Here is a 26,538-nt window from a genome sequence, read left to right on the forward strand (position 1 = left end):
TCCTACTGGGGATGACCATGCGAGGGTGGAAGTCGTCTGGTGGGCTTGCTCCAGTGACGTGGGTCACTGGCCACCAGCGGCGGAAGCTTGCCCCGTACTTCGCCACGGTCATCCACCAGCAGATGTGCTCGCGCTGATGTCGGAAGAATGCGGTCGTGCTCGATGGCGAGCACTTTCATGATGAACGAGAGATCCTGATCGGGATCTCTCGCTGTATTGCGGCGTCTGATGTGCTCCTGCCGTTCCAGGTAGTCCGACTCGAGGAAGATCCGCACGGCTGGAGTCTCCAGCAACATGGCATAGGTCAGGTCCACGAGCACGAGCTGACACATGCTCAAGTCCAACGGAACGCGGGCGAAACGACGTCCCGGCAGTTGGCGGCAATCCGAAGGACAGAAGACCTCGGAGTTCCGAGGATCGGCAGCCTCCGCCAACACGCGGTCGAGTGCCTCCAGGTCGACTTCCTGAGGAGGGCCGATGTAGTCGGCCAGGCGTCCGGCGCGCTCCGCTTGGAGCCGGGCCTCGTGGTTCGCCCTGGGCGCAAGCCGGAAGAAGACGTCACCTGGCAGCAGGGCGCTCCGCAGCCCGTGACGCCTCAGCCCGAGACTCAAACAATGGGCGACCTCCGTCTTCCCCGCACCGGACTCGCCTCCAATCGCGACGACGAGCCGGCGGTTTGACCAGGCGGCTACCCATTGGGCCTCCACCAGGAAGGGGAGCAGCTGCTCGGCGGAACAGACGTGCTGCGAGGTGATCCGCGGGCGATCCCCTCGCCAGCCCGCCGTCAGGCGATGGTGCCCAAGCGTTCGGGGGGGCCTGGCGGGAGCCCCCTGCGCTACCAACCCATCCAGCCTCTTCGCCAACCTCATGGCGGCCGCTGGCCAACTGAACGCCTGCCGGGCCACCTCATGACCCGCTTCGACCATCTTCTGGAGCCGTACTGGCGAGTCCAAGGCGTCCACCAGGTGACGCGCGGCGGTACGTGGATCCGTGGGGTTCACGATCAGGGCACAAGGCAACTGGCTCGCTGGACGCTCCTCGAGGACGCGCACGATACCGGCGCGCTCCGAGATGAGAACCGGAGCCCCGGCGGCCAGTGCTTCCGCCGCCCCCATGCCAAAGGGCTCGAAGTGTTGCATGCCTACATAGAACAGCGACTGGCGGAGAAGCTGAGCCACGACAGGCCAGGTCTGGGCGGGGATACGGCGTACGTCCCGGCCGGTGAGACCATACCGGGCCATGGCAGCAGTGATCTCTGCTTCGATAGCACACTCCTCGGGCTCGCACGGTTCGAGGTTCCCACCCACCAGCACGAGAGGAACCTGGTCGAGCTGCCCTGGCCGGAGCAAACGGGCCTCGCCCAGGACGGCCACCGCTCCGGAGAGGTTCTTCGTCTTCGCCAGTCGTGAGGAGAAGATGAGATAACGGCCCGGGATGAGGCCGAAGTGGCCGGGCACACCCGGATCCGGAGCTCGTTCAGCCGCTTCGAGGAAGACGGGCGCCACCCCAGGGGCTACGAAGTGGAGGGGTGCCCGTAGATTGTAGACACTCGAGAGCACCTCCAGCTGGGCGGGCATGCAGCCGATGATGCGGTCGGCTTGTACGAGGGCGGAGAGCTCACATTCCTCCCGGGAACGGAAGTTGTATTGCTCGTCGAGCCAGGTCCTGATGTCCCCCGCATCGAGCCCCAGACCCATGAGCTTCGTCAATGCGAGCGAATGCGGCATTGCCAGGAAGGGGAGCCCTACACGGGTGGCGATCTCGGCCGCGACCCCCATTCCGTCCGCATAGTGGCCCATGACGGCCTGGGCACCGAACCGGAGCGCCACGGCGGTCGCGTACTCCGCCAACTGCGGCAAGAGCGGGTAGAGGTCCTCCTTGCGAATGAAATGATTGTCACCCGCGGGAATCCGGACCAGCCACAGATTTTCCTCGACGCGGTCGACCCTGTGATACCCCTCGAACCAACGGGCGAGGATGATGACCTTTCTTCCAGCTCGCGCCCACTCCTTGGAGAGCAGGAGGACGTAGAGGGTCTGGCCTCCCGTGTCCGTGGCCCCCGCGGGGGGCGGATCACTCCAGTACCCATGCGTGGAGACCATCAGGATCCGCTCGCACGCCCTGGATTGCCGTTGGCAGCCGCCGTCCTCCGGAAGCCCATTGCTCGCGAAGAGCTCACCGACCTCGGACCAGAGGTCCGCGGAGATGGGAATCATTGCTGACGGATCTGAGTGGCTCAACGGACGACCTCCTCCAGAGGACTCGAATCTCTATTTTCCTGGCGACCCCAACGCACTGAGGATTCGCTGTGACAAAGACGTGATTGTCTTCATGTCTTTCAAGGCGAAGCCATCCGCCTCGAGGTTGAACTCCTTCGCGAGTACGAGGGCGAGCTCGACCGCCCTGAGCGAGTCGATGAGCCCGCTGGCCATGAGCTCCTCCTCTGCCCTGCCATACCTCGCCGTAATGATCTGACGAAGCTGACTTGCGATATCCGTCTCCGTGGTCCGCATCACGCTCCAACCTCCGTGCCCGAAGCAGAGGACCACAGGCCCACATCCAGCCCCTCGCCAGCGACACGGATACCAGGTCCGTCGCCCCTGCCCAGAATCGCCAGCGCGTTGGAATACACCGACGTCCTCGTGGACATCACGATGCGACGGCCCACCCGCCGGCCTGACGCGATGGCAACTCCGAGGATCAAGAAGAGGTCGGCAGGCCCGATGTGTCCAAGAAAAGGAATGGTGAAGAGCGTCGCCTTCGGGTCGACTCCAAGCTCCTTCAACACTTCCAGCTGGGGGCCGGGGTTCATCGGCGAGCACACCACGAAATCCACGGCCTCGAACCCCGCTTGTTTCAAGATTCTAGGGTAGTTATGGCGATCCGCATCAGCGGAGTAACGCGCAATGCCATTCACCTCGCGGATGGAGAGCTGCTCCTGCCACATGTGGAGCTGCTCCCGGAGCGCGGGCTCGTCCACGGGCCTTCTGCTCCCGCCCGCTCGCGGCCCGCCCGCCCCATGTACGGACAAGTCGGGATTCGTGAAGTGGGAGAACGCCACGATGTCATTGTCTGCCTCCGCGGAGACGATCACCGTCGCGGCACCAGCGGAGTAGGCCGCGTCCGAGACCACCTCCACGGGACGCTGCGGACCCAACAGATAGTCATAACGTTCGGCACAGCAGACCGCGACCGTCCGGTAGGTGCCACTCTCGACCAAGGTCTTCGCCAGCCAGAGCGCATCGATGCATCCAGCGCAGCGCCCCATCAGGTCGAAGCCCGCCGCCCGCCTGGTGCCGAGCTCGTGCAACACCCCGAAGGCCGCCACCCACGGCGCGGGCCAATCCTTCGTGACTCCCGCATAGATGAGAAGGTCGAGTTCTTCGGTCCCAAGCCCCGCGGCCTCCAGCGCGGCTCGAGTGGCTCGAGCACCCATCGTCGATGGATGATCATCCTTCCCCGCGACCGGCTTTTCCACGAGGCCGAGCGCGACGAGGGCTTTCTCGGCCAACCCATGGTCCTTGGCGACTTCATGGGCGAGTCGACGACCCTCTGGAATCCACCAACCTATCGAACGTATGCCAGCCATCATCAGCCCTCGAAAAGCGACCGGAGCTTCGACCGATTCACTTTTCCGCGGGAGGTTTTTGGAATGCGCTCCACGAACAGGATCCGCTGCGGGCACTTGTAGCTGCTCAAACGCCCCCGCACGTAGTCGATCAACGCGACCTCGCTCAAGGTCGAGCCTTCACGGCGAGCCACACAGGCCGCAACGGCTTCACCGAACAGCTGATCTTCGAGCCCTACCGTGCATGCATCGACGACATCAGGGTGGGACAGCAACACGCTGTCGACCTCGGCGGGGTAGACGTTCTTGCCTGCCCGGATGATGATTTCCTTCACTCGGGAATGAAGGAAGACGGCGCCTGATTCGTCAACCTCGCCGACGTCGCCCGTCGCAAACCATCCATCCTGCGCCACCGGGCCCGGCGTATCCGAGTGCGAGTAGTAGCCCGCCATCACACCTGGCCCCTTGACCCGCAGCTCCCCCTTCTCACCGGGCTTCAGCGGTTCGCCATTCGAGCCGAAAGCGCGAATCTCACAGTCGAGCGCCCTACCCACCGAAGCCAGGTTCCTCTCCGGACTGTTGGGCGAGCAGGCGATCCACCCGCACGTCTCCGTGAGCCCGTAGCAGTTCAGCAGGGGGACGTTGAATTGACGTTGAAAGGCCTCGATCTCCTCCGGCCGCAGCGGAGCCGACGCACAGGTCACGAACTTCAGCGAAGGACAGACGCTCCCGGCATCACGGCGCGTGGCATACTGGAGCAACAACCGCACGACCGTTGGCACCGACGAGAATGTATTCACCCCGTTCCTATTCAGGATCGACCAGAGCTCCCTGAGCAGATCCAGGTTGAACGGTGGGGTGATGACGAGTGTCCCGCCATAACCGAAGGTGGCCAGACTGTTACAGATCAATCCATGACCAAAGTGGGTCGGCAATAGACAAAGAGAGGTGTACGACTCGTCGAAGCCGAAGGACTGGCGAATGGACTCGATCTTCCGGAGCAGCGTGGCGTGAGAGGAGAGCACCCCCTTGGGGTTGCCTGTCGTGCCAGAGGTGTACAGCAGCAGGGCCGGATTCCCGGGGAGGTCCTTTTCGGACGTGGCCGTCGCCTGCTCGCCCGGCAACTGGAGGTCCTCCAGTGTCAGCACCTCACAACCAACGCGCAGGTCCTTGAACCTGGACCCGGTACCGTCACCTGCGATGATGGCGGCCGGTTGGGCGTGGTCGGCGAGGGCCTGCAGCTCTTCTCTTGCGAGATTCGCATCGACCGGAACGGCGATCATCCCCCCTCGGAAACAACCGAACAGGGCGACGAAGAAATCCGGTGTGTTGCTCAACCCGAGGAGGACCCGGTCACCCGCCCGGCACGCCCGCTCCTGGAGGCGCGCGGCAAAGGCCGACGCGGCGCGGTCGAGCTCGCCATAGGTCAACGCGACGCTTCCGTCGGGAGTCTTGATGCACGGCTTGTCGTGCATCCCCGTGCTGCGAGCCCGCAGCAACTCACTCAGCGTTTCCATCATCGCCGTCCAGGTTCACGGCCAGTTTCTCGAGGCCGAGCAAGTCCTTGGTCTTGGGGTCGAAGATCTTCGAGAAGACCTCGTCATGATTCCGGAAGGCCTTGAACTCCAGGGCATTGCCAGAGGGATCGCGAACGAACAGGGTCGCGTGCTCCCCGGGTTTCCCTTCGAGGCGGATGTGGGGCGGATCAAAGAAAGGGTAACGGTGCGATTTGATTCGTTCGGCGAGCGTACGCCACGCCTCTCCATCCAGGTTCATGCCGAAGTGAGGGACCTGCACTTCCTCACCGTGAAAATCAGAGCGGAACGTGTGAAAGAGTCGCCCGTCATCCGGTGCAGCGTGGAGGACGAGGTGGTGTCCGTAGAAGTTGAAGTCGATGAAGTTGGGCGTGGAGCGGCCCTCGGAGGCGCCCAGCACATCACGATAGAAGCGCCTCGCTTCCTCGAGATCGCGCACGGGAATGGCCAGATGGAATTGTCTGATGGCTTCCACGGTTGGTCTCCGCATGGTCAGTAATCCGCAACAGAGCCGCTGGAAGGGCTTATGCCGCTCGCTATGCGTTGGACTCTCCCAGATATCGTGGAGTCCAGGATATTGGTCCAGAAGTCGGTCCAGGAGTTCATGCTTTCGTTGTAGCCACGACCCAGGTCCGCAAGAGCCTCGGGGCCCCGGACAACGATTTCATCGTGGATGATCTCACGCGTCTGGAGGCGATGCGCGATATCGTGAGGACCTACGTGAAGGTCCCAGAACCTCCAGTCGATCTCCGAGTGCATGTGTTGGATGTAGGGATTCTTCATCATGTGCTCGTGGAGTCGCGCCAGATAGACTTGGCAGACGCACTCTCCACCCATGCCCCGGAGCCCGACGCCGTAGGCCGTGCTCGTGCTCGAATCGGTCAGGCTCTTGCGCACGGCGTCGAGGAGCCCGATGTTGGCACTCAGGGCCAGGTTGTCGAGGTCCTGGCCTGTCACGCCAATACTCCTCAGGAAATCATCGTAGAGGCGAGGATGGGCCTCGAGCGGGTTTCCCCGCCCCAACTCGTCGAACAACAACTCCGCCAGGAAGCTTCTCATCCTTCCATCCGTCAAACGGGAGATGAGGATCGCGAGGTCGGTCGTATAGTAAATCGTGAAGAAGCGGTATTGAATGAGGAGCGCGACGAGTTGCTTCGGGTCTGCCTCTTCGGCAAGGGCAAAGAGGCTCTCCGCACGCTGAAGCGCGCGTTCCTGCAGTTCATCCGCCACCTGCCAGAATTCATTGATTGGAATCGAATTCCAATTGCTCGTCTTCATCGCTCAGAGACCTCCGCGACGGAAAGAGGCATTGATGCCAGTTTCATGCACCAGGCTGATCTTCTGGACGCGAGGCGTCCATCCTCCGTCCCTGTCACTAGGTAGACTCGGCTGACGAGCTCATGTGACGCGAGGATTCATACGAGCAGGCAGCGCAGCGGCAGTGCCATGGTCGCTGGCCTGTCGCCGTTATAGATAAGCATTGGCCTGGCTGTCATTGGCCACCAGGACCACTCCGTCCGGGCGCTGCTCACGACCCGGGAGAGAGGGCCGGGCCGCGCTCGCTCGCCTGGGAGCACGTGGGCCTTGAGAGTGGGCATTGGCGCGAGGTGCGCGTCGGGGCACGCCACGGTGCGGCGGCGGGTGCACAAACCCCCGGCCTGTGCTCGGACGGCCGGGGCCCTTCGCTTCACCCTCACCCGTCCAGCCGAGCGGCAGGAACTCGGAGACGAAACCGGCTGTCACACGAGCATGGCGCGCACCTACGGACGTGCTACGCGAGGCGAACGCGTGGTGGTGCTGGGTGCTCTGGCGCTGGACGGAATTTGGGCGCTGATGACCATCGAAGGAGCCACGACGGCCAACGTCTTCGAAGCCTTCATCGAGCACATGCTCATATCAGGCCTGGGTCGCGGCCGTGTCCACCTGTTGCTGTCTGGGTTGGCGCAGCACCGATGCCGCCACCCCACTCAAACCAATCAGGCCCACGAGGTTCGGGAAGATCTGCAAGCCATTCATCAGGTCTCCCCAGGCCCAGATGGTCTCCACCTTCCCCATGGCGCCAAAGACAACCAGGCCGCAGTACAGCCACCGGTAGGGCTGGGTGACGCGCAGTCCAATGGCATACTCCAGGAACTGCTCGCCGTAGTACGCCCAGCCAATCAGCGTGGTGTAGCCGAACAGGAAGGCGCAGAACGCGACGATCCACCCGCCCACCGTGGGGATCGCCGTATTGAAGGCCTGCGCCACCACCGCCGTGCTCGTGAGCCCGGACGTCCATGCTCCGCTCGCGAGAATCACCAGCGCGCTGATGGTCGACGTCACGCACGAGACGATGAACACCTCCATCACCGCCTGGAGCCCCTGCTGCACCGGCGCCTCGCTGCGCGCCGTGCCGTATGCCACCGCCGCCGTGCCATACCCCGCCTCGTTGGCGTAGATGCCTCGGGCAATTCCGTAACGCATGGCCACCATCATCCCCACTCCGGCCGCGCCTCCTCCGGCCGCCTGCATCGAGAACGCCTCGCGGAAGATGAGCGCGAACACCGTGGGCAACTGCGCCGCGTGGGTGATGATGACGATGAGTCCTCCAGCCAGGTAGAGGCCCACCTTCAGGGGCGCGAGTTTCTCGGCCGCGCGTCCGATGCTCTTCACGCCACCAATCACCACCAGCCATGTGAGCACCGCGATGGTGATGCCCGAGGCCCACGGCGGAATGGAGAACTGGCTCTGCCACACCACCGCGATGGAGTTCGGTTGGGTGAAGGGCGTCGTCGTGAGTGCCGCCACGCCCGCGATGAGCGCGTAGAGCCACGCGAGCTTCGGCGAGCCCAGCCCGTCCTTCAGGTAGTGCATCGGGCCCGCGGACAGCCGGTCTCCCTCCACCTTGCGAAACTTGATGCCCAGCACGGCCTCGCAGAACTTGATGGTCGTGGCGAAGAAGCCATACATCCAGATCCAGAACAGCGCCCCGGGTCCGCCGCTCACGATGGCCGTGGCCACTCCCGCGATGTTGCCCGTGCCGATGGACGCGCCGAGCGCCGTCATGAACGCCTGGAAAGGGGTCAGCGCTCCCGCACCGCTTGCCTGCGCCGGCACCATGGCCCGCAGCCCATCCCGGAAGCGCGACACCTGGACGAACCGGAGCCGTATCGTCAGGAACACTCCAGTTCCCAACAGGAGGGCCATGGTCCACGGACCCCAGACGAAGTTGCTGGCGATGTCGATCGCGTTGCGGATGGGTTCAGGCAGCATGATTCCCGTCATAATCCGATCTGCGCATCCAGGGCACCCACCGGAAAAGAAAGGCTCATCGTGACCGCCCCCGCTACACCCCGCGAGCTCTTCGACCTCTGGGCCGAGGTCCGTCTCCAGGGTCTGCCTCCTCCCGCCCTCGTCCGTCATGCTCTCGTGGCGGCCCATCTCCGGCGTCTCCCCACGGAGGCTCCGGACCTGTTCCAGGTGGAGGAGGTGGGGCGCTCGGTCGAGGGGCGCTCGCTGAACCTCGTCCGGACCGGCACCGGTCCCCGCCACATCCTCCTCTGGTCCCAGATGCACGGGGACGAGCCCACCGCCACCACGGCGCTCCTCGACCTCTTCGAGTACCTCCGCCGCTACCGCGAGCACCCTCGGGTGGCCCGGTTGCTCTCGGCGCTCACCCTGCATGCCCTGCCCATGCTCAACCCCGATGGTGCCGAGCGCTTCCAGCGGCGCAACGCCCAGGGCATCGACATCAACCGGGACGCCCTGGCGCTCCAGACCCCCGAGGGCCGCACGCTCAAGGCGCTCCGGGATCGGCTCCAGCCTTCACTCGGCTTCAACCTCCACAACCAGAGCTGGCGCACGGCGGTGGGGGGCACGGGCCGGCCTGCTTCCATCTCGCTGCTCGCTCCCGCCTTCGACGCGACGCGGGGCGACAACCCGGGGAGGGTGCTCGCCAAGAAGGTGTGCGCCGTCATCCGGGACGCGCTCGAGCCGCTCGCGCCCGGGCAGCTCGGCCGCTACGACGACTCCTTCGAGGTCCGTGCCTTCGGCGACAACCTGGTGCGCTGGGGCACTCCCACCGTGCTCATCGAGACCGGCCCGTGGCCCTCGCCCGAGCCCGACGAACCGCTGCTCCGGCTCAACTTCGTGGCCCTGGTGTCCGCCCTGGAGTCGCTCGCGAGCGGGGCGGTGGAGCTCGCGGACCTCGCGCGCTACGAATCCATCCCCTTCAACGACAGCAAGGGCATGCTGCACCTCGTCATCCGGGGGGCCCACGTCTTCGGTGAGGCGGGGGAGGCCTTCGTCGCGGACATCGGCGTGGCCGCGGCCCAGGCGGTGCGCACCCGCGAGGGCACCGCATCCGTCGTGCTCTCGGGCTCTATCGAGGAGCTGGGCGACCTGCGCGTCTACGGTGCCGTGGAGGGGGTGGACGGCGCCGGGCTCACCGTCGTGCCGCTCCCTCCCGGGGGCGTGAAGGAGGGGGACTTGCTGCCCCTGCCTCCCCGGAGCGGGCGCGAGCTGCGGGTGGGCCTGCCCGCGGAGCTGATGCTGCTGCGGCCGGTGGTGCCCTCTGGGACTTACCGGGTGGAGCGAATCATCCGTTACGAACGTTGAGTTCCCAACTTCGGTGAAAATGTGACTAAGTTGCTACCCACTTTTCAGGAGGGGTCAGCATCTTGTCTTCGTTCGTCCGACTCGCTCGCGCGGGGTGTGTCCTGTTGTTGCTGTGGGGCACCAGCGCGATGGCCCAGGGTTCCGCCGTCATCATCGGCAAGATCATCAACTCGGCCGATAAGAAGCCACTGCAGGACGCGGTGGTGACGGCCACGTCTCCGAGCCTCCAGGGCGAGCAGACGATGGTCTCCGACGAGAGCGGCCAGTACCGCATTCCGCAGCTGCCGCCGGGAGTCTACACCATCCGGGTGGAGGCCCAGGGCTTCCGTCCCTACGCGCGCTCGGACATCCAGCTGCGCCTGGACCGCACCATCCGTTTCAACGTGGAGATGCTGCCGGAGTCCGGCCTGAGCGAGGACCTGATCGTCACGGGCACCCCGCCGACCGTGGACGTGGCCTCGAGCGCGTCGGGCATCAGCGTGGACGCCAACATCCTGAAGAACCTGGCGCTCAGCCGCCCGGGCTCGAAGGGCTCGGCGTCGCGCTCCTTCGAGTCCCTGGCCGAGCTGGCCCCCGGTGCGCAGGAGGACACCTACGGCGTGAGCATCAACGGTGGCACCTCACCGGAGAACCAGTTCGTAGTGGATGGCCTGTCGGTGAATGATCCCCAGTTGGGCTCCATCGGCACGCCGCTCTCGGTGGAGTTCGTCAAGGAGGTGAACGTCATCACCGGTGGCTACATGCCCGAGTACGGCCGCTCGACGGGTGGCGTGTTCAACGTGGTCACCAAGTCCGGCTCCAACGAGTTCCACGGCTCGGTGTTCGGCAACTACGCTCCGGGCCTGCTGCAGACGGCGGGTCCGGCCATCCAGCAGGCGGGCAGCGTCATCTCCGCCCGGGGCACGCCGTGGAACCAGGGCGACTTCGGCTTCGAGCTGGGTGGCCCCATCGTGAAGGACAAGCTGTGGTTCTTCGCGGGCGTGGCGCCCTCGTTCACGCGCATCCAGGTGTCGCGGCAGATCAACACCCTGGACCTCTGCACGCAGGTGGATCCGGCCAACGGCTGCTCCAAGGTGGGCGATGCGCGCAAGGATCCGGCGACGGGCTTCCAGGTGGCCACGCCCATCCCGGGCGCGCTGGAGAACCGCTTCGCGGACGAGCGGACGGTGCAGTACATCGGCAAGCTCACCTACCTCTTCAACCCGGACCACACCCTGTCGCTGTCGGTGTACGGCACGCCCACCTGGTCGGGCGGCGACGGCCGTTACTCCTTCAGCCGTGATGGCGCCCCCGAGGTGTGCAGCGGTCTGTCCTGCACCGCGTACGTGCAGGGCGCCTATGGGGCCATCGCTACGCGCCGCACGGGCGGTGGCCTGGACGTCGTGGCCAAGCAGTCCTCCTCCTTCTTCAACAAGTCGCTGCTGCTGGACGCGACGGTGGGTTGGCACCACCAGGATTCTTCCATCCTTCCGTCGGATGGCTCGGGGCTCATGAGCGGCACGGGGCTCTCCGCGCAATCCAACATCGCCTACCGGCGCAAGCGCAGCATCACCGAGTTCGAGTCGCTTCCCGATCCCTCCGTATGTGACGCACCCGAGGGGCTGACCGGGACCCGCTGTCCGGTGACGAACTATTCCTATGGAGGCCCCGGCACCATCAGCATCTCGGAGCTGAACCGCTACCAGGGCAAGGTGCTCGGCACGTACATGCTCGAGGCGCTCGGCCACCACGTCTTCAAGGCCGGCGTGGACGCCGAGGGCGCGAGCTTCTACCTCAACCGCGCCCGCTCCGGTGAGGTCCCCTGGCAGGAGTGCTCGGACGGCTCGTGCTTCTTCTCGCTCAACCAGTACGGCTACCTCTCCGGGCCGGACACGGTCGTGCCGCTGCCCAACAAGGAGGGCACGTCCTCCTCGCTCACCGTCGGTGGCTTCGTGCAGGACAGCTGGTCCATCCTCGACAAGGTGACGGTCAACGTGGGTGTGCGCTACGACGCGCAGACCATCTGGGGCATCGACCGTCAGGTGGGCCTGAGCCTGCCCAACCAGTGGTCGCCCCGCGTGGGCGTCATCTACGACTTCACCCAGCAGGGCCGTTCGAAGCTCTTCGCCAACTTCGCGCGCTTCTACGAGAACGTCCCGCTCGACATGGCCGACCTGTCCTTCCCGCAGCAGCGGCTGTTGTCGTCCACGTACAACGCGCCCGAGTGCGATCCGAGGGATCCCGCAGACCTCGCGCCCGGTGGCGACTGCAACGTGGACGGCAACCGCCAGGTCACCGGCAACACGGAGAGCCCCAACCAGTACTGGACCGCCGAGGGTGGCGACCGCGTGCCGGTGGACCCGAACATCCGCGCCCAGTCCAGCGATGAGATCGTCCTGGGTGGCGAGTACGAAATCGCGCTCGGGCGCCTGGGCCTGTCGTACACCAAGCGCTACCTCAACGACGTCATCGAGGACATGAGCCGCGACGACGGCCGCACCTTCTTCCTGGGCAACCCGGGCAAGGGCTACTCCTCGGACTTCCCGCTGGCCCGCCGCGACTATGACGCGGTGAACGTCTACTACACCAAGAGCTTCTCGGACGGGTGGCTGGCGCAGGTGAGCTACACGTGGTCCACGCTGCGCGGCAACTACTCGGGTCTGTTCCGCGCCGACACCGGCCAGCTGTCGCCCAACCTCACGCGCGACTTCGACCTGCTCTCGCTCACCGTCAACCGCGACGGCCCGCTGCCGGGTGACCGCACGCACGCCTTCAAGGCCTTTGGCGCCAAGGAGTTCCGCCTCACCAAGGACCTGAGCGTGGATGTTGGTGGTGGCTACCGGGCCCGCTCGGGCGCGCCGCTCAACTACCTGGGCTACCACCCGCTGCGCAGCGGCGCGGAGACGTTCATCCTCCCGCGTGGCAGCGCGGGCCGGCTGCCGTGGGTGCACAACGTCGATGGTCACGTGGGCCTGGGCTACAAGCTGCCGGGCAACTACACCGTCAGCCTCTCGCTGGATGTCTTCAACCTCTTCAACTTCCAGCAGGTGACGGACGTGGACCAGGTCTTCACCTACACCAAGGTCCTGCCCATCGAGCAGAACGGCAAGCCGTCGGACCTGGACAGCTGCAAGGACGCGAGCACCAGTGGCTCGTGCCTCGTCAAGGTCTCGGCCACCGGCAATGCCACCATTACCCCCGCGGATGTGAACCCCAACTTCAAGCGTCCCATCGCCTATCAGGCGCCTCGGTCCATCCGCTTCGGCGCGAAGCTGAGCTTCTAGGGCGCGTACCCGGAGAGACTCCATGAACATGCGATTGATTGGATTGGGGACGGGGGTGGTGCTCGCTTCCGTCCTGGGCGCTTGCAACGCCGCTCAGCAGGACCCGCAGTGCGTGGTGGCCAAGGCCGTGTCGGATGGTTCCACCGGCTCGTTCGCGGCCACCTACTCGCTCAAGGAGGGGCAGGACCCGAGCCTCTCGTGCGCTCGGCTCAAGCCCGAGCCGGTGGGGCTGGAGAAGTACTTCAGCAAGGATGAGAACGGGCCGGAGTCGGTGGTCATCCGCTCCTCGCGCCTGGGCAAGCTGCTGACGGACGAGGACGTGCAGGTGGATCCGGACGCGCCCAACCAGGCCAACTCCCCGGGCGTGCTGACGACGGCCGCCCCGGGCCCGGACAACTTCTGCGAGGTGCCCACGCTGGCGCCCTCGCGGCTGGTGGTGCGCTCCACCGCGGGCGGCAGTGGGCCGGGGATGGACCTCACCTACGCGTGGTCCAACCTGCGCATCTACAACACGCCGGACATCCCGGGGACGCAGTTCGTCGCGGACCTGCGCTACACGGAGAATGGCTGCACCGCCGAGTACAAGGTGCGCGGCATCTGGCCGGTGGTGAGCTGCGCCACCAAGGGCAAGCCCGACGAGTCCAAGTGCGACCCGTACGCGGACCCGCCGGTGCGCCTGCGGGGCTCGGGCATCAACCCGAGCTTCCCGGTGAAGTGCGACCCGGACGCGCTCATCTGCGTGCTCACGGGCGAGGTTCCCTCCGTCCCGTAGTCCCGGCCGGAGTCCCGGTGGGCGGCCTGCTTGCTAGTCGCAGGTGCCCATCTGGTGGGTGAGGGGGACCACGAGCCGCATGCCGTCCGCTCGTGGTTCCCACAGCTCCAACAGGCCTCGCGGCACGCTGGGCTCATGGACGGAGATGAGCCAGTAGATACGCCCCTCCAGCTCGAGCGTGCCCAGGGGCTTCTCGATGGGCAGCTCCTGCCCCTCTTGGGGGGTGCACAGCCGGGACGCGTGGGTGATGCGCATCCGCGTGGCGTCCCCGCGCAGCCAGAAGGTTGACGTGCACCGGTACGGCTCCGGCGAGCTTCCCTTCGTGTCTCGCATCGTGCGGTCCTGGCGCGCGTAGCAGAGCCTCTCGGAATCGCTGACGGGCGAGCACCACGCGCGCGCCTTCTGGGGCGGCCGGGCCTCGGTCCAGGAGGTGGCGGGCTTCGCGTCTCCGGCGTTCTCGCCCGGGAGCTGTTGCTTCATCAGCCCCAGTTCCTGGGACGCCTGGGCCTTGAGCGCATTTCGGATGGAGGCCTGGTGCTCCGGGGTCGCTTCCTGGATGGGCCGGGTCTCCAGCTTCCGGGAGAGCGCGAGGTCGAGGTTCTCCGGCGCAGGGCCGTTCACTCGCAGAGCCCAGAAGCTCGTATCGCAGCCCCCGTGGAGCTGGACGGCCTTCGTCTCCGTCTGGAGGGGCTTCGCCTCGGGCAGGAGGGGATTCCATCGGGCCGGCCCCGTCATGGGCCCCGCGGTGACGGGCTCCCAGATTCCCTGCCGGTACACGAGCTGCGGCTGAAGCGCCTTCTGGGCGTCGGCCGAGGTCTCCAGCGTCCCGAGCACCAGGGCCTCCCGCAGGTCCTCTGGCGCCTGGGTGCCGAGCAGGCGCGCGAATCCCTCGCCACAGTCCCGGGCCGCCCATTTCAACTTGCGCCGGACCGCGGACCCGCGCTCTCCGGCGGTCGCGAGGATCGCAGCGGCCACGTGCCGGACGATGGGGGTGGGGTGTTCGAGCATCCCCCGGGCCTCCTTCACGGTGGCGGGAGTCTTCGCCGCGCGCTCGAGGAAGACGGGGTTGGAATCGGAGCAGTCGAGCTGGGACGCCGCAATGCTCGCCGCGCTCTTGTTGGAAGAGGCCAGCGCGTGGATCAGCCGGACGAGGCGCTCCTCGGTGGGCTCCGGCGTGGGCGGGTCGGCCGCGGCGGGAAGACTCATGCCGAGTGCGAGCAGCAGGGCTCGCCAGGAGAACCCGCGGGCGGCCATGCCTCGGTGGGAACAAGGCTCGATTCGCATCCTCGAACCATCCCCCGAGCGGGCCCTCCAGGGGACTCGCCATTTTGTGTGGGATGGTGTAGGGTTTATGTCGCCATGCACGTCTACGCCGTCGAGCTGTCGAAGGAACTGGGCCTCAAGCCCGAGCAGGTGGACCGGACCCTGGCGCTGAGCGCCGACGGAGCGACCGTCCCCTTCATCGCCCGCTACCGCAAGGAGGCCACTGGCGGCCTCGACGAGGTGCAGATTCAAGCCATCCTGGACCGGGCCGCCGAGCGAGAGGAGCTCGACACGCGGCGGGAGGCCATCCTCCGCAGCATTGAGGGGCAGGGGAAGCTCACCCCCGAGCTGGCGCAGGCGCTCCAGCGGGCGAAGACGCGCACCGAGCTGGAGGACCTCTACCTCCCCTACAAGCCCAGGCGGCGCACCCGCGCGGCCATCGCGCGAGAGCGCGGACTGGAGCCGCTCGCGGACCTCCTGTGGAAGCAGGAGGGCGGGAAGAAGGAGGACGTCGCGGCCAAGGGGCGTGCGTTCATCAACCCGGACAAGGAGGTGCCGGACCTGGAGACGGCGCTGGCCGGGGCGCGCGACATCTGCGCCGAGCGCGTTGCCGAGGACGCGGGACTGCGCCGGGGAGCGCGAGAGCTGTGCGTACAGAAGGGCCGCCTGCGCTCGGCCGTCGTGGCCGCGAAGAAGGGCGAGGCCACCAAGTTCGACAACTACGCGGACCACGAGGAGGACCTGTCCAAGGCGCCCTCGCACCGCATCCTCGCGCTGCTGCGCGGCGAGGCCGAGGAGGTGCTGCGCATCCAGCTGGCCCTCCCGGATGACGAGGTGAAGGGCACGCTGGCCTCCCGTGTCGTGACAAAGCCCCAGTCCCCGTTCGCCCCGGAGCTGCGCGCAGCGGTGGAGGACTCGTGGGACCGGCTCATGGGCCCCTCGCTGGAGTCCGAGCTGCGCAACGAGCTCAAGGATCGCGCGGACCGCGAGGCCATCACCGTCTTCGGGCAGAACCTGCGCCACCTGCTGCTCACCTCGCCCGCGGGGACTCGGCCCGTGCTCGCGCTGGACCCGGGTCTGCGCACCGGCATCAAGGCCGCCATGATGGATGGCACCGGCAAGCTGGTGGACACCGCCACGCTCTACACGGAGAAGAGTGGCAGTGAGCGCGCCGCCGCCGCCAAGCAGTGCGGGGCCATCATCCTCAAGCACAAGCCCGAGCTCATCGCCGTGGGCAATGGCACCGGCAGCCGCGAGGCGGAGACGTTCGTGCGCGAGGTGCTCAAGGCGCTCGGGACGCAGGTGCCGGTGGTGTCCGTGAGCGAGCAGGGCGCCTCCATCTACTCGGCCTCCGAGGTGGCGCGCGAGGAGTTCCCCGACCTGGACGTGTCGCTGCGCGGCGCGGTGTCCATCGGCCGCCGGCTGCAGGATCCGCTCGCCGAGCTGGTGAAGATCGACCCCAAGAGCATCGGCGTGGGCCAGTACCAGCACGACGTGGACCAGGGCCTGCTCAAGAAGAAGCTGGGCGAGGTGGTGGACTCGTGCGTCAACGCGGTGGGCGTGGACGTGAACACCGCGTCGCCGCAGTTGCTCGAGCACGTATCTGGCATCGGCCCCACGCTGGCCAAGAAGATCGTCACCCACCGTGCCGCCAAGGGCCGCTTCACCACGCGCCGGGAGATCCTCAAGGTGAGCGGGCTGGGCCCGAAGACCTTCGAGCAGGCCGCCGGCTTCCTGCGCGTCCATGGCCCCGAGCCCCTCGACGCGAGCGCCGTGCACCCGGAGCGCTACGCCGTCGTCGAGCGCATGGCGAAGGACCTGGGCGTCCCGGTGAAGGACCTGGTGGGCAACGCCGCGCTGGTGCGGAAGATCGACCCGAAGCGCTACCTGGGCCCGGACCTGGGCGAGATGACCTTGAAGGACATCCTCGCCGAGTTGGAGAAGCCCAGCCGGGATCCGCGTGGCGACTTCACCGCGCCCGCGTACCGCGAGGATCTGCAGAAGCTGGAGGACGTGAAGGAGGGGATGGTGCTCCAGGGCGTCGTCACCAACGTCACCGCCTTCGGGGCCTTCGTCGACGTGGGCGTGCACCAGGATGGGCTCGTCCACGTGTCCCAGCTCTCCACCCGCTTCATCAAGGATCCCTCCGAGGCGGTGAAGGTGGGTGATCGGCTGACGGTGAAGGTGCTGAGCGTGGACCTGGTGCGCAAGCGGCTCGCGCTGTCCGTGCGCGCCGTCACCGAGGGCACCTCGGGGCCGTCCGCCGGGGCTCCTCGCTCCTCCGGCGGTGAGGCACGCTCATCGGTTGGAGCCTCGCGTCCTGCTCCGGCGGGCAAGCAGGGGAGCGGCAAGGCGCCTGCTCCGCAGAAGCCCTCGGCCGAGCCCTTCAACAACCCCTTCCGCAACCTCAAGCGCTGAGCGGGGCTCCCGCGCGGCGCCGGAATCCGCTGTCCGGCGCCCGGGAGCACGGGGGGTCACATGGCCCCCGCCGACGGGCTTGTATATTCTGGCCTCCCAGGGTTTCCCGGGGAGCCATGAGACGACCGCCGCCAGGAGTCTTCGGTCTCGCGCTGCAGAGCTGCGGCGTGGCCGTGGCCCACGCGAAGTCGTCCATCGTCCCTTCGCGCCACGCGGCGCTGGGTCCCCCCCTGAGCCCCTCCGATGACAGACCAGCCACCTCCGATGCGCGAGGTGTGCTGGCCCTCCCCCCGCCGTAGGTATCCCCCGTGAACATCCTCCGGAGCTTTCAAGGCAAGCTCCTCTTCTTCTTCCTGCTCATCGACGTGGCCCTGGTCGGCTCGCTGATCGCCACGGTGTCCGGTGGTGCGCGTGCGGCGCTCGAGACCGCCAGCCGCGAGCACCTGCACGAGCTGGCCCGCTACGCCTCGCACGACATCGACGAGCAGCTTCAGCTCCGGTGGGCCGCGACGCAGGCGCTCGCCTCCAACCCGTTCATGACCCACAGCGTCATCGACATGCTGAGCCGGGGCGATCACCTCGAGCCCTTCGTGCAGCGGCTGAGCCTGCCCGGCAAGGACGGTGAGGAGGCGGACCTCTGGCTGCTCGACTCCACGGGGCATGTCATCGCGTGGAACGGCCGCGGCCAGAGCGTGGGCTCCTTCGCGGACGCGCCCTGGTGGCCGCAGGTTCGCGAGGGCCAGCCGCAGGCCCTGGTCACCTCCGAGGCGGGCCAGCCGCGAGTACTCTTCGCCTTCCCCATCCGCAACCCGCTGCACACGGAGGGAGTCCTGGTCGCCCGGTTCGATCTCTCGTTCGCGCGGCGGGACGCCGCGCGCCTGGGACTCGAGCTGGTGCTATTGGACGGGGAGAAGCCGCTGGCCGGAACGCTGCCCGGGCAGGTGATGGGTGAGCTGCGGTCCCTGCCCTCCGCGTCCGCCGGGCGGAACACGGCGCTCGTCGACGGGATGTTCTACCTGCTCGTGCCGGTGGAGGGCTTCGCGCGGGAGCATGGCTTCGGCTGGTCCGTGGTGCTCTCCGTGCCGGTGGCGCGCATCTCCGGCCCGGTGGATGCGTTGCTCCAGCGGATGATCCAGGCGGGAGTGGCGGCGGCGGTGCTCCTGGCGCTGCTGGTCGTCTGGCGTACCCGGCTGCTGTTGCGCCCGCTCCACCAACTGCATGCCTCCATGCGGCGCATCGTCGACGGGGGAGACCTGGGCGAGCGTGTCCAGATTCCCTCGCGCGACGAGCTGAGCGCCATCGCGCGCACCTTCAACCTGATGCTCGAGCGGCTCGCGCACCGCACCGCCGAGCTGGAGCGCTCGAGAGATCACCTCTCCCTGCTGGCGCAGATGACGTCCACCTCTCCCAACGCCAGCGTCATGGTGGGCACGGAGGGGTGGATCCTCGTGTGGAACGAGGCGGCGGAGAAGCTCTTCGGGTGGCCGCGGCTGGAGATGCTGGGGGCCTCCTTCCAGGAGCGGGTGGTGCCCGAGGACACGCGCGAGCACTTCACCTCGCTGCTCGCCCGTGCCAGCGGCGGCGAGCCCGTGGAGGTAGAGCTCTTCCTCCTCACCCGGGAGGCGGGCGCCATCCCCGTGCAGCTCACGGTGTCGCGCATCCTCGACGCGGGGGCGCAGGTGCAGGGGTACGTGTGCATCGCGAGGGACCTGCGCGAGGTCAAGCGCCTGCGCGAGACGCTGGTGCAGTCGGAGAAGATGGCGGCGGTGGGAACGCTCGTGGCCGGCCTGTCGCACGAGCTCAACAACCCGCTCGGCATCATCCTCGGTTTCGCGCAGGGCCTGTTGAGGAGGTCCGGGCTGGACGAGACGTCGCGCACAGGGCTGCTCTCCATCGAGAAGCAGACCCAGCGCTGTGCCCGGCTGGTGCGGACGTTGCTGGACTTCTCGCGCAAGAGCGGCCCGGCGCGCGAGCGTGTCGAAGTGGCGTCGATGCTCGAGCGCGTGCGCGAGTTGGCCAGTGGCCAGGCCCGGCGGGCCCAGGTGCGGCTGGAGATCGTCGAGCCCCCGGCGGACCTGCCCTGCCTGGAGGCCAACGCGCCGGAGCTGGAGTCCGCGCTGCTCAACCTGGTGGGCAACGCGCTGGACGCGACGCCTCCAGGTGGCACGGTGTCCGTCGGGGCGCGCCGCTCCCCGACACGCGAGGGCCTCGAGTTGTTCGTGACGGACACGGGGAGCGGCATCCCTCCGGATGTGCTCCAGCGCATCTTCGATCCCTTCTTCACCACCAAGCCGGTCGGACAGGGGACGGGCCTGGGGCTGTCCATCACCCGTAGCATCGTCGAGTCGCATGGCGGCCGCATCGACGTGGAATCGGCCTCGGGTGCCGGGACCACGGTACGCTTGTGGCTCCCGGTGGCGCCGGCGCTCTCCTCGGAGGCTTCCGCATGAGCACCCCCTCTCCGACCCGGACTTCCCCCGTCCCCGAGCAGATCCTCGTCGTGGACGATGAGCGGGACATGCGCCTGCTGCTCCGCTACCAGCTGGAGCTGGAGGGCTACGACATCTCCGAGGCATCCGACGGCAAGGCCGCCCTGCGGCTGCTGCGAGAGTCCACACCCGGCCTGGTCATCACCGACGTCCGGATGCCCTTCATGAGCGGGCTGGAGCTGCTGCGCGAGGTGAAGCAGTTCCGGCCGGCCACCGAGGTCATCGTCGCCACCGGCTACGCCGAGGTCGAGACCGCCATCGAGTGCATGCGGGCCGGCGCGTTCGATCTCATCCGCAAGCCCTTCGACATCCACGAGATGTACTCGTGCGTGGCGCGTGCGCTCGATCGCTACCGGCTCAACGCCTCGGCGGACCTGGTGCGCGCCAGCCAGTCCTTCTTCTCCTCGAACGAGCTCGAGCGGCTCCCCGAGGCCATCGTGGAGGGAAGCCGGGGCATCATGGCCGCGGACGCGGTGGTGCTCCTGATTCCGGACGCGCAGGGCCGGTTCGAGGTGGCGCACGCGAGCGGTCTGGCCTCCGAGTCCGAGGGGACGCTGCTGCGCGAGTTCGGCGAGCGGGTGGTCCAGAGGCTGTCCTCGGATCGCACCCCGGCGCTGGTGGTTCCAGGCCTCGAGGATCCACGGCTCGGCTCCATCCGGGCGCTGGGGCAGGTGGCCTCGCTCATCCTCTATCCCCTGCTCGTGGGGGAGCGGGTGATCGGAGTGCTGGGGCTGCTGCGCAGGGTGGGCCCGCGCATCTTCGGCAAGAAGGACCTCGACCGTGCGGCGGTGCTCGCGAGCCACGTGGTGCTCGCGCTGGAGAACGGGCGCCTGGCCTGTCAGCTCGCGGCCTCCGAGCGGCTGGCGACCCTGGGCCAGGTGGCGGCCGGCATCGGGCATGAGATCAACAACCCCTCCGCCTACGTGCTGAGCAACCTCGGCTACATCCGGGAGCAACTGGTGGCGCTGCGCCAGGGCGCGCCGGTGGACCTGGCGGAACTGGAGCAGGCCGTGCTGGATGCGCGCGAGGGGGCTCTGCGCATCAGCGACATCGTGCGGGACATGCGCTCGCTGGCCCGGATGGACGATGAGGCCGGGGGCTGGTTCGAGCTGAACGAGGCCATCCGCTCGGCGCTCCGCATCGCCCGTGTCGAGACGACGCGGCGGGCCGTCGTCCAGGCCGACCTGCTCGATGGGCTCGAGGTGAAGGGGAGCCCGGGGCCCGTCTCGCAGGTCTTCGTCAACCTGCTCGTCAACGCGGCGCAGGCGCTCGATGGGTGGCAGGGAGCGCGCAAGGAGATCCGCATCACCACCCGCCGGGAGCCGGAGCGGGCCGTCATCGAGGTCAGCGACACGGGCCCGGGAATCCCGCCCGAGATGCTGCCCCGGCTCTTCCAGCCCTTCTTCACCACGAAGGGCTCGACCGGAACGGGGCTGGGGCTCTCCATCAGCCGGAATATCGTGCGCCGCTTCGGAGGCGACATCGAGGTGAGCAGCGTGCCGGGAGACGGGACGGTGTTCACCGTTTCATTGCCGATACGTCCCCTGGCGGAGGGCTGAGAGGTTCCGGTGGTGTGAGGGGATGGCGCGGGTTAAGTCTCCCCGCATGAACTTCCGACATCTCGGCAGCAGCGGTCTCATGGTCAGCGAGATCTCCTACGGGAACTGGCTGACCCATGGCTCCCAGGTCGAGGAGGCCGCGGCGCTCTCCTGTGTGCGCGCCGCCCTCGACGAGGGCATCACCACCTTCGACACCGCGGACGTCTACGCTGGCACGCGGGCCGAGGAGGTACTCGGCCGCGCGCTCAAGGGGCAGCGTCGCGAGGGCCTGGAGATCTTCACCAAGGTGTACTGGCCGACGGGCCCGGGTCCCAATGACCGGGGCCTGTCGCGCAAGCACATCCTGGAGTCCATCAACGGCTCGCTGCGGCGGCTGCAGACGGACTACGTGGACCTCTACCAGGCCCACCGCTATGACTTCGAGACGCCGCTCGAGGAGACGATGCAGGCCTTCGCTGACGTGGTGCGCCAGGGCAAGGCGCTCTACATCGGCGTGTCCGAGTGGACGGCCGACCAGATTCGCGCGGGCGTGAAGCTGGCGAGACAGCTGGGCTTCCAGCTCGTCTCCAGCCAGCCGCAGTACTCCATGCTGTGGCGGGTCATCGAGGGGCAGGTGGTGCCCACCTCCCAGGAGCTGGGCGTGGGGCAGATCGTCTGGTCGCCGATTGCCCAGGGCGTGCTCACCGGCAAGTACAAGCCGGGCCAGAAGCCGCCGGAGGGTAGCCGCGCCACGGACGATAAGGGCGGCTCGCGCTTCATCCAGCGCTTCATGACCGATGATGTCCTCACGCGGGTGCAGCAGTTGAAGCCGGTGGCGGATGGAGTGGGACTGTCGCTGGCGCAGCTCTCGGTGGCGTGGGTGCTGCAGAACCCGAATGTCTCCTCGGCCATCATCGGCGCCTCGCGGCCCGAGCAGGTGAAGGAGAACGTCAAGGCGGCGGGCGTGAAGCTGGGCGCGGACGTGATGCGCCGCATCGACGAGATCCTGGGCCCCGTCGTCGAGCGCGACCCGGAGAAGACGAAGCTGTCCAACCCCGAGAAGCGGCCGTAGCGCTCAAGCGGTGAGGGGGGCGTCGATGGGGAAGGGGACCACCTCTTCCCCGAGGCGGCGCGAGCGGGCCAGCAGCTTGTGGAAGCGGTCCGTCCCGTTGCGCGAGTCGAACTTCGCGGCGATGCCCTCCGCCTGTGCCGCGAGCCAGCCGCGCAGGGCCCGTGTCTCGTATGCGTCCCCGGGTGAGTACAGCGGGAACGCGCGAGGCAGGGAGAGCACCACCCGCTCCCGCTTCTCCGCCAGCGCCCGCTCCATGAGGGCGAGCGCGGCCGAGTGGAAGGTGAAGCGGTCCCGGTGACTCGCATGCTCCAGCGCCCACCCCATGTGCCGCTCGAAGAGCTTCAGCCCGCGCTCCACGTTCCCCGTCAGCGTGAGGAACTCCAGGTGGTCGCCCATCGTGGCGAGGAACTCCCGGTTGCGCTGCACCAGGGCATAGCCGCGCAGGTGGCTGTCCCGTGCCTGCTCCAACCGTCCCAGCTTGAAGAGCGGGTAGAGCACGCTTCCCAGCGTCAGGTGGGGCACCTCCGCGCACGCGCTGCGCCCCTCGAGCAGCGGCCGCGCCTTCTGGAGCGCCACCGCGTACTCGCCCTGGTCGATGTGGTGATCCAACTCGTCATCCAGCTCGCAGGCGCGACAGTCCGTGAGGTGGTCTCGTGGCGTCTCCACCCACCGGGCCCACAATGACTCGGCCAGGGCCTCGTCGCCCATGTCCCGAGCCGCCTGGTAGCGCAGCTTCAGCACCGCGCGCTGGCCCGCGCCCGACTTCGCGAAGCACTGCTCCACGTCGTCCAGCGCGCCCTCTATCTGCTTGCGGCTGATGTGAGGGAACTCGTCCAGCCGGCCCACCACCCACTTCTGCTTCCACAACAGCGTCTCCGGAGCGAAGCGCTCCGGGTCCCGTTGCTGCTGGCCCCGGCACCACGCGAAGGCCACCAGTGCCCGGTCCGGGAAGCCCCCGAAGGTGGCCGCGTCGATGAGCGCGTCCCGCACCTCGAAGGCGAGCGGCACGTCTCCATGAGCGTCCGCCAGGCGCGCCGCCTCCTCCAGCGCCATCACCTTGGCCTCGCCTGGCTCCAGCCTCTCCGCGCGCCCGAGCAGACTCTTCACCTGCTCGCGCCAATCCGACTCCGTCAATGCACACTCCCCGTACCTTCGTCATCGTCCAGGCGCGCCGCGATGAGGCCGAGCAGCCCCCGGTTCAGCAACGCCATCTCCTGCGCGTTCAGCGGGCGGTGGCCCAGCAGCAGCGCCTGCACGTACAGCATCTCCACGGACAGCTTGAGCTGAGCGGTGTCCCGTACCCGGGCCAGCCGGCGCACCACCGGGTTGCGGAAGTTGAAGCACAGCTGCGGCCGCTCCTCCTCACGGGACTCGGCCAGCGCGCCCTCCAGCACCGAGGCATACAGCTCGTCCGTCTCCTCGCGGGCGCGCTCCAGGTCGCGCCGGAAGGCCCCGTCGTCCGCGTCCCCGTAGAGCGTGGGCACCTCGGCGGGGAGGAACTTCTTGAGGCTCACCTCGCAGCGGAACGGCGCCAGCGCCTCCTCCGCCACCTGCCGCAGCCGTTCCACCGTGTGGCGCTCCTCGGCCGTGAGCTCCTCGAAGCCCTGGGGGAGCTGTGCCGCGGAGAAGAGCTCCACCTGTACTTCCGGCAGCACGCGCGGCAGCTTCTCGAGCAGCGCCGCGTCATGCGTATAGGCCGCGTTGATGATGCACAGCCCCTGCGCCGCCGCCACGCGCGCCACCTGCCGGAAGGTGTCCAGGGTGTTGACGTAGCGCACGATGGGGAATGTCTGGCGGTAGTGCTCCAGCGTCATCATCCCCAGCGTCGTCTCGAAGGGGAGCCAATGGATGACGAGCCGGTAGAAGTCGTCATCATCCAGCGCGAGCGCCTTCACGGACAGGCCATGCAGGGCGATGAGCCGCTGCAGGTTGCGCGGGTCGTGGTGGGCCAGGTCCACCAGGTACTGGCGCAGCACCTGGCCGAGCGACTCGCGGGCGCGCGCCAGCGTGTCGTCCTCATAGAAGGCCTCGCGGCTGGCGGTGGGGCGCAGGCCCTGGGCATTCACCACGCACTTGACGAAGAAGGCCCACTCCGGGAGCAGGTTCTCCGCGCTCTCGGACAGCAGCATGTCCTTGAGGTACACGCGGTGCTTCTGCCGCGAGTTGAAGTGGGGCGAGAAGGGCAGCACGAAGGCCACCCCCTCCACCTGGCCTGCCTCCGCGCGCAGGGGGATGCAGTCCACGAAGTCCATGCCGAACACCTCGCGCCCGTACGCCAGTAGCGCCGCGCGACGCTCCGCCGCGCTCTCGTACCGGCGGCGCCAGGGGGGCGGGGCCGGGTTGAGGTGCTCGGTGCCGCCGTGCGCGGTGAGGTGGATGGGGAAGGGCAGCAGCCCACCGTAGTGCACCGCGAGCTGCCGCACCCGCTCCGGGGTGAAGTACTCGGCGGCGTCCGCCCGGGCGACGAGGAAGACCTGGGTGCCCGGGTGCTCGAGCGGGTGCTCGGAGGGCCGCACGGCGTACGTGCCGTCATGCCGGCCCCGCCACTCCAGCGAGCGGCCGTCCCCCTTGGCCGAGCGCGTCACCACCAGCAGCTCGTCGCACACCATGAAGCAGGACAGCAGGCCGATACCGAACTGGCCGATGAAGTCGTTGCGGCGGGCCTCGAGCGTCTCGCGCTTGGAGCTCTCGCCGATGGTGGCCAGGAAGCGGTGCAGCTCCTCCTCCGTCAGCCCCACGCCGTCGTCACTGAAGAGGAGGGTGGGCAGGCCGCCGTCCTGCTTCTCGATGAGCTCCACCCGCACCGAACCCCGGTGCTCCGGCTCCAGGTGCCGCCGGGCGCGGATGGCGTCGGTGGCGTTCTGCAGCAGCTCGCGCACGAACACGCCGGGCGTGCTGTAGAGGTGGTGGGAGAGGAGGTCGATGACCCCCCGGAGGTTGACCTGGAAGCGATGATCCACGAGCCGAGCAGCCTATAGCGAATACGTGGCGAGCCGTACGTCCTCGGCGGTGGAGCTGTCTACCTTGCCGTGGACAGCCGCCGGATTTGCCTCTGGACGACTGCCCGCCCGCCGCATATGCGGCCCCTCGACCGCGGGGGGCCTCGGTGGCACCGCGGAACACCGTCGTTTCGAGGAGGAGCACGCAATGCGCAACAAGCTCATGGCAGTGGTGGTGGGAGCGCTCCTGGGACTGTCCGGACCGGCCGTCGCCCAGCCGCCCGCGAAGGGGGGCGCGAAGAAGGAGGCCGCGGCCCCGGCTGGCAAGACGGAGCTCACCTGGTGGGGCCACGCGGCCTTCATCCTCCGCACCCCTGGTGGTGCCACGCTGGCCATCGACCCCTGGCTGTCCAACCCCAAGGCTCCGCAGGGTGTCCAGTGGCCGGAGAAGGTGGACGCCATCCTCGTCTCCCACGGGCACTTCGACCACGTGGGCGATACCAAGGCGCTGCAGCAGAAGACCGGGGCCCAGGTGTTCGGCTGCTACGAGCTCATCAGCCTGCTGGGCATTCCGCAGGACAAGGCCATGGGCGGCAACGTGGGTGGCACCTTCAAGGTGAAGGACGCCACCATCCACTTCGTCGAGGCGGTGCACTCCAGCAGCTACGCCGCGGATGAGAAGAGCCCCTCGCAGTACGCGGGCGCGCCCATGGGTTTCGTCATCGAGATCGAGAACGGCCCCACCCTGTACCACGGTGGTGACACGGGGCTGTTCGGTGGGATGAGCCTCATCGCCGAGCAGTTCAAGCCCACGTATGCCCTGCTGCCCATCGGCGGCCATTTCACCCTGGACCCGGCGGGCGCCGCGCAGGCCGCCCGGCTGCTCGGCAACCCCACGGTGGTGCCCATGCACTACGGCACGTTCCCGCTGCTCACGGGTTCGCCCGACAAGCTGGAGGCGGAGCTGAAGAAGACGAAGAGCGCGGCGAAGGTGAAGTCGCTCGAGGCCGGCAAGGCCACCGCGCTGTAGTCGTCCTGTGTCCGGCCCCACCGTGTCGGGTGGGGCCGTTGGCGCCGGGGCGGTA

The 26,538-nt window shown here is 67.7% G+C and carries 18 protein-coding genes; 8 read left to right on the plus strand and 10 right to left on the minus strand.

Translation table 11 applies throughout. The annotated features are described in order from the left end of the window. Positions 1-2: 2 nt before the first annotated feature. The 7 genes from DAT35_RS35430 to DAT35_RS35460 all read right to left on the minus strand — a co-directional run bounded on the left by DAT35_RS35430 (position 3) and on the right by DAT35_RS35460 (position 8,355). Entirely contained in the window at positions 3-2,216 is a 2,214-nt protein-coding gene (locus DAT35_RS35430) for a glycosyltransferase (protein WP_108073629.1), read from the minus strand. 54 nt (positions 2,217-2,270) lie between these two features. Further along, on the minus strand, positions 2,271-2,516 hold the full coding sequence (locus tag DAT35_RS35435) for an acyl carrier protein (RefSeq protein WP_146210030.1): 246 nt from the start codon (positions 2,514-2,516) through the stop codon (positions 2,271-2,273). Further along, positions 2,513-3,511 carry a 3-oxoacyl-ACP synthase III family protein gene (locus DAT35_RS35440; protein ID WP_158502046.1) on the minus strand — a complete coding sequence of 333 codons (999 nt, stop codon included), beginning with the start codon at positions 3,509-3,511 and terminating at the stop codon, positions 2,513-2,515. The genes DAT35_RS35435 and DAT35_RS35440 overlap by 4 nt, the downstream gene beginning before the upstream one ends. An 80-nt stretch (positions 3,512-3,591) precedes the next feature. After that, positions 3,592-5,088, minus strand: coding sequence for a class I adenylate-forming enzyme family protein (locus DAT35_RS35445; RefSeq protein ID WP_108073638.1), 1,497 nt, complete (start codon positions 5,086-5,088; stop codon positions 3,592-3,594). Continuing rightward, entirely contained in the window at positions 5,069-5,578 is a 510-nt protein-coding gene (locus DAT35_RS35450) for a VOC family protein (RefSeq protein ID WP_199243090.1), read from the minus strand. Before DAT35_RS35450 ends, DAT35_RS35445 begins: the two co-directional genes overlap by 20 nt. A 17-nt stretch (positions 5,579-5,595) precedes the next feature. Continuing rightward, entirely contained in the window at positions 5,596-6,381 is a 786-nt protein-coding gene (locus DAT35_RS35455; protein WP_108073643.1) for an iron-containing redox enzyme family protein, read from the minus strand. A gap of 618 nt (positions 6,382-6,999) precedes the next feature. After that, positions 7,000-8,355, minus strand: a complete 1,356-nt coding sequence (locus DAT35_RS35460; protein WP_108073923.1) for a sodium:alanine symporter family protein — start codon at positions 8,353-8,355, stop codon at positions 7,000-7,002. 60 nt (positions 8,356-8,415) lie between these two features. Here DAT35_RS35460 and DAT35_RS35465 point away from each other — a divergent pair, with 60 nt between their 5' ends. From DAT35_RS35465 to DAT35_RS35475, 3 genes are all read left to right on the plus strand, one after another. Next, positions 8,416-9,699 carry a M14 metallopeptidase family protein gene (locus tag DAT35_RS35465; RefSeq protein WP_108073645.1) on the plus strand — a complete coding sequence of 428 codons (1,284 nt, stop codon included), beginning with the start codon at positions 8,416-8,418 and terminating at the stop codon, positions 9,697-9,699. Positions 9,700-9,827: 128 nt separating this feature from the next. Continuing rightward, entirely contained in the window at positions 9,828-12,962 is a 3,135-nt protein-coding gene (locus DAT35_RS35470) for a TonB-dependent receptor (RefSeq protein WP_108073648.1), read from the plus strand. 22 nt (positions 12,963-12,984) lie between these two features. Then, on the plus strand, positions 12,985-13,734 hold the full coding sequence (locus tag DAT35_RS35475; RefSeq protein ID WP_108073650.1) for a hypothetical protein: 750 nt from the start codon (positions 12,985-12,987) through the stop codon (positions 13,732-13,734). Between the two features lie 33 nt (positions 13,735-13,767). On the opposite strand, the gene DAT35_RS35480 is transcribed toward DAT35_RS35475, so the two are convergent. Further along, on the minus strand, positions 13,768-14,988 hold the full coding sequence (locus tag DAT35_RS35480) for a hypothetical protein (protein WP_108073652.1): 1,221 nt from the start codon (positions 14,986-14,988) through the stop codon (positions 13,768-13,770). A 105-nt stretch (positions 14,989-15,093) separates the two neighbouring features. Here DAT35_RS35480 and DAT35_RS35485 point away from each other — a divergent pair, with 105 nt between their 5' ends. From DAT35_RS35485 to DAT35_RS35500, 4 genes are all read left to right on the plus strand, one after another. Further along, complete coding sequence (locus DAT35_RS35485; protein WP_108073654.1) at positions 15,094-17,415, plus strand: Tex family protein; 2,322 nt, start codon at positions 15,094-15,096, stop codon at positions 17,413-17,415. Between the two features lie 308 nt (positions 17,416-17,723). After that, positions 17,724-19,865, plus strand: coding sequence for a PAS domain-containing sensor histidine kinase (locus DAT35_RS35490; protein ID WP_108073656.1), 2,142 nt, complete (start codon positions 17,724-17,726; stop codon positions 19,863-19,865). Further along, positions 19,862-21,463 carry a hybrid sensor histidine kinase/response regulator gene (locus DAT35_RS35495; protein ID WP_146210033.1) on the plus strand — a complete coding sequence of 534 codons (1,602 nt, stop codon included), beginning with the start codon at positions 19,862-19,864 and terminating at the stop codon, positions 21,461-21,463. Before DAT35_RS35490 ends, DAT35_RS35495 begins: the two co-directional genes overlap by 4 nt. A gap of 46 nt (positions 21,464-21,509) precedes the next feature. Beyond that, positions 21,510-22,514: an aldo/keto reductase family protein gene (locus tag DAT35_RS35500; protein ID WP_108073660.1), complete on the plus strand. Its 1,005-nt coding sequence runs from the start codon at positions 21,510-21,512 to the stop codon at positions 22,512-22,514. Positions 22,515-22,517: 3 nt separating this feature from the next. Here the strand turns inward: DAT35_RS35500 and DAT35_RS35505 are convergent, their stop codons facing one another. Then, positions 22,518-23,648 carry a hypothetical protein gene (locus DAT35_RS35505; protein WP_108073662.1) on the minus strand — a complete coding sequence of 377 codons (1,131 nt, stop codon included), beginning with the start codon at positions 23,646-23,648 and terminating at the stop codon, positions 22,518-22,520. Further along, a complete protein-coding gene (locus tag DAT35_RS35510) occupies positions 23,645-25,474 on the minus strand; it encodes an HSP90 family protein (protein ID WP_108073664.1) in 1,830 nt (609 codons plus the stop codon). The genes DAT35_RS35505 and DAT35_RS35510 overlap by 4 nt, the downstream gene beginning before the upstream one ends. A gap of 187 nt (positions 25,475-25,661) precedes the next feature. On the opposite strand from DAT35_RS35510, the gene DAT35_RS35515 reads away from it, so the two are divergent. Then, entirely contained in the window at positions 25,662-26,483 is an 822-nt protein-coding gene (locus tag DAT35_RS35515; protein ID WP_108073666.1) for a metal-dependent hydrolase, read from the plus strand. The last annotated feature ends 55 nt before the right edge of the window (positions 26,484-26,538 follow it).

This window comes from Vitiosangium sp. GDMCC 1.1324 (genome assembly GCF_003044305.1).
GTDB lineage: Bacteria > Myxococcota > Myxococcia > Myxococcales > Myxococcaceae > Archangium.